The following is a 4,098-nucleotide window of genomic DNA, read 5'->3' as shown; positions in this document are numbered from 1 at the left end:
GGCGAGGAACAGCAGCGCCTGCGCGGGCTCCTGCGGCTTGCCGAGACGCGCCATCGGGATGCCACGTTTACGCGCGATCTCCGCCGTCCACTCCGGCCAGCTCTGACTTTTGTCCGTCCGGCTCTCAAAGCGGCGCTGCCACTGCCCGGACTCCACCATGCCGAGCAAAATGGAATTCACGCGGATACCTTTACCCACCAGCTCTTTTGAGAGCGTCAGCGTCATATTCAGCAGCGCAGCACGGGCGGCAGAAGTGGCGATCATGTGCTCCTCCGGCTGCAGCGCCAGCAGAGAGTTCACGCAGGTAATGGAGGCGATATCGGACCGCTCCAGCAGAGGCTGAAACGCCTGCACCGGGTTGATCACACCAAACAATTTCAGTTCGGCTTCGTGCAGCCACGCTTCGCGTGGGGTATCGCTGAAATGCGCCACGTACCCCTGCCCGGCGTTGTTGATCAGCATGTCCGCCGCGCCAAAGCGGGCCTGAACGGCATCCGCAAAGCCCTGGACTTCGGCAGCGTTTAGCACGTCGCAGCGGTAGGAGAAAATCTCGCCGTCGGGGTATTCGTTTTGCAGCGTCGCGTGGGCGCTGGCGAGCCGGTCCGGGTCTCGGCCGCAGAAAGCCACTTTTGTCCCCTCGCCCAGCAGCAGGCGCAGCGTTTCAAAGCCAATGCCAGAAGAACCGCCGGTGACTACCGCTACGCGCCCGTTAATTTGTGCATTCATCGCGCACCTCTTCGTTAATGCGTAAAAGCTGTTGGTTAAAAAACGCCGCGTTATCGAGATAGCTGGCGTGCCCGGCCTGGGGAATGGCGGTAAACGGCATGCCGTAGCGCAGTGCCAGCCCCTGCACCAGCTCGGGCTGCGTGATCGCATCCTGCTCGCCGCACCAGACCTCAAACGTGCCGGAGTAACGTTTAAGCCAGCCGTGAATATCGTCGTGTGCCAGCATCCACGCGGCGGCAAGGTAGCCCTCAGGACGCAGCTTGCGCATGCCCGACGCGACGGTGGCGATATCTTCCCCGCGGGCGCCGGGGCGCAACAGCTTCGCCGCGCGGGTCTGGGCAAGGATTTCACCGCCCAGCGCCATCTGCTGCTCGCGGCTGCGCCAGACCTGCTCGCGTTGCTCCGGTGCGGCCTGACCGTAGCCCTGCGCGGCATCTGCCAGCACCAGATGCCGCACCCGGTCGGGAAACTTCGCCGCAAAGGCGCTGGCGACCAGCGCCCCGAGAGAATGGCCGACCAGTACCGCCTGCCAGACGCCCGCGCGGTCAAGCATTGCCGCCAGTGCATCGGCGTAATCTCCCGCACTCGCCCGTTCTACGGTCAGCATCGGGCTTTCGCCATAACCGGGCATGTCCCACGCCAGCACGCGAAAACCCTTCAGCGCCATCTGCTTATGCCAGGAGGCAGCACCCGAGCTGATCCCATGCAGCATCATCAGCGGAATGCCGCTTCCCTGTTCACGAAAACCCGTCATCATGCCCCCTTAGTTCCGCTTCACTTTTGAAAGCGGATGATCGGCGGGATAGGTCGGGATTTCCGGCTTGTTGGTCCCCAGCATGACGCACATCAGCGCCTCTTCTTCCCCGTGGTTAAACAGGCCGCGATAGATACCCGGCGGGACGGAGATCAGGTCACGCTCGCGCAGCACGGTTTCGGTGTAGTGTTCGCCGTCCTGGATCATCAGCGTGATTTGCCCTTTAAGCATGAAGAACACCTCTTCCACGTCGTCATGCAGGTGCAGCGGCCCTTCACACTTCGACGGCAGCACCATGGTGGAGAAGGTGAAATGGTCCGCCTGCACGGTGTTGGTGTCGTTCGCCACGCCCGTTGCGCCGGTGCCGATGTAGCGCATCTGCGCCCGGCGATATTTCGGGTCATAGTCGGCCTGGAACTTCAGCGCGTTCCAGTCGTATTTACGGCCTTCAAAGCGCGCGATGCGCGACTCGACCCACTCTTCCATCGTCAGGTGCTCAGGTTTGATGCCTGATTTATGGGTTACGGTTGAATCAGTCATGACACTCTCCTCAGTAACGTCTCAGCAGCGGCAGTAACAGGACGCAGCCCACCGCCGCCATCACCGCCAGAAAAATCAGCCCGGAATCCATGCTGTGGGTGAAGGCGATAAGCGCCCCCATCACCGCTGGCGACAGTGCGCCCGCGAAGTTTCCCAGCCCGTTGAAAATGCCGCCCGCCGTCGCGCTCACCCGTGGATGAGTGGCCTTCGCCAGCAGGGCAAAAATGTTGGGTGCGCCAGTGCCCCACATAAAGGTGCTGAAGCTCATCGCGGCGATGATGGTCAGCGGGGTGTCGAGGTGCATGACCGCCGCCAGCCCGACAGCCGCGCCCGCCATGGAAATAAAGCAGGCTGCCGCACGCTTATCGACCCGGTCAGAGAGCCACGCGCCAATCACTTCGCCCGCCAGCATGGCGATGAACGGCATCGAGGACAGCCAGCCCGCATGCTCCAGGTGAATGCCTTTGCCTTTGATCAGGTAGCCCGGCAGCCAGCCATTGATGCCCCACAGGTAGGTCAGGAAGGCGATGTTAAAGATGCAGATGATCCAGAAGTGCGGGCTGACGAACAGCTCGCGCCGCGCGGCACGCCGCTCATCCTGAGACGCCTGCGTGGTGCCAGGTTTCGCCTCCAGGCGGATACCACGCAGACCGACGCGCACGAAAATCAATACCGGCACGGTAAGCATCGCCATCACGAAGAAGGTGCTCTGCCAGCCGAAGGTGTTCAGCAGCCAGAGGGAGAGCGGAAAACCAATCGCCGCGCCCACCGGCGTGCCAAGCAGCCACAGCATGGTGGCGCGCGCCTGCAGATGCTGCGGGAAGTTGTGACGCACAATGGCGAAGGCCAGCGGGAACAGCGGCCCCTCCGCCACCCCCAGCAGAATGCGCAGCACGATCATCAGCGTATAGTTGTGGGTAAAGCCCATCGCCACCATCAGCACGCACCAGATCGCCATCATCCCGGTCAGCAGGCGCAGCGGCGCGATTTTATCCCCCAGCCCGCTGAGAAAGACTGACGAAAAACCGTAGCTCAGCAGAAAGGCGCTCATCAGAATGCCGAGGCGCGTGGTGTCGAAATCGATCCCCATCGCCTGCTGGAAATGGCTGTCAGAAAACAGCGCCGCAATACTGATTTTGTCGAAAAACGCCAGCAGCACGCAGGCCAGCAGCGACAGCGGGATAGCCCAGCGCACTGCTTTTTCAGGCGTGCGGGTTCCCTCACCGCCTGCCTCAACGGGCGCGGTGTTGGTCTCTAATGTGGTCATCTCTCCCCCTACGGGTGCGGGTTAGCTATCGCAATGACATCAGTGAAAAAGTCGGGTCGACGAGCGGTACGTCCGATAAATCCCGCCCTGCCGCCATCCAGCGTTTCGCCAGCTTGACGGTGCGCGCATCGTTAAACGCCACCAGCTGCGTCAGTCGCCCGTTTTCATCCAGCGAGAAAAAGAGCGAATCTTCACGCGCTATCGTGTTGCTGCCCGGCTGCGGAATGCCGAGGATCTGAATATTGTGCTGGTATTGATCCGACCACAGCCACGGCGCGTCGTCGTAGCCTGGCGCATCGGGGTTGAGCATCGCTTTCGCCGTCGCCACCGCCTGATTCTGGGCAAATGCCCACGACTGAATGCACAAGCCGTAGTGGTGATGCTGAGCCACATCGCCAGCCGCAAAGATGAACGGATCCGAGGTACGCCCCTGAGCGTCCACCACGATCCCGCGCCCGGTATGAAGCCCCGCATCGCGCGCCAGTTCCAGATTGAGATCGACGCCGATCCCGACCACCACCGCATCAAAGGTTTCGCGCTGGCCATCACAGTGAATAACCGGCAGGCCATTGTCGTCCTCCAGCTCCAGCGCGCCGCAGCCGGTACGGATGTCGACGCCCTGTTCGCGATGGATGGCCGCTAAGCGTTGCGATACTTCTCCGCTCACCGACCGCATGCACAGCGCGGGCTGCTGCTCGAACAGCGTGACCGCCACGCCGTTTTTGCGCGCGGAGGCGGCAATCTCAAGGCCGATCCAGCCGCCGCCCACAATCGCCAGGGTTTTACTCTGCGCCAGACGCCCCTTCAGACG

The 4,098-nt window shown here is 62.1% G+C and carries 5 protein-coding genes; all 5 read right to left on the bottom strand.

Translation table 11 applies throughout. The features are described from left to right. Positions 1-726 (bottom strand): SDR family oxidoreductase (locus L977_RS09600; protein ID WP_047625648.1); only part of this gene is annotated, 726 nt, incomplete at its 3' end. Next, on the bottom strand, positions 710-1,480 hold the full coding sequence (locus tag L977_RS09595) for an alpha/beta fold hydrolase (protein WP_047625647.1): 771 nt from the start codon (positions 1,478-1,480) through the stop codon (positions 710-712). The genes L977_RS09600 and L977_RS09595, both read right to left, overlap by 17 nt. A 9-nt stretch (positions 1,481-1,489) precedes the next feature. Beyond that, positions 1,490-2,020, bottom strand: a complete 531-nt coding sequence (locus L977_RS09590) for a cupin domain-containing protein (protein ID WP_014885166.1) — start codon at positions 2,018-2,020, stop codon at positions 1,490-1,492. A 10-nt stretch (positions 2,021-2,030) separates the two neighbouring features. Beyond that, positions 2,031-3,287 (bottom strand): MFS transporter, encoded by a 1,257-nt coding sequence (locus tag L977_RS09585; protein ID WP_023338769.1) that lies wholly within the window; start codon positions 3,285-3,287, stop codon positions 2,031-2,033. Positions 3,288-3,312: 25 nt separating this feature from the next. Beyond that, positions 3,313-4,098, bottom strand: a 786-nt coding sequence (locus L977_RS09580) for an NAD(P)/FAD-dependent oxidoreductase (protein WP_047625646.1), incomplete at its 5' end; no start/stop codon positions are given.

The organism is Enterobacter sp. ZOR0014 (assembly GCF_000798855.1).
In the GTDB taxonomy this organism is placed as follows: Bacteria; Pseudomonadota; Gammaproteobacteria; order Enterobacterales; family Enterobacteriaceae; genus Enterobacter; species Enterobacter kobei.
Note: the sequence above shows the minus strand (reverse complement) of the source record. Positions and strands in the feature narration are given on the sequence as shown.

What these genes read in the sequence shown, in the direction of transcription:
- L977_RS09585 (WP_023338769.1), bottom strand. Translation starts at nt 3,287, where the DNA reads ATGACCACATTAGAGACCAACACCGCGCCCGTTGAGGCAGGCGGTGAG.
- L977_RS09590 (WP_014885166.1), bottom strand. Translation starts at nt 2,020, where the DNA reads ATGACTGATTCAACCGTAACCCATAAATCAGGCATCAAACCTGAGCAC.
- L977_RS09595 (WP_047625647.1), bottom strand. Translation starts at nt 1,480, where the DNA reads ATGACGGGTTTTCGTGAACAGGGAAGCGGCATTCCGCTGATGATGCTG.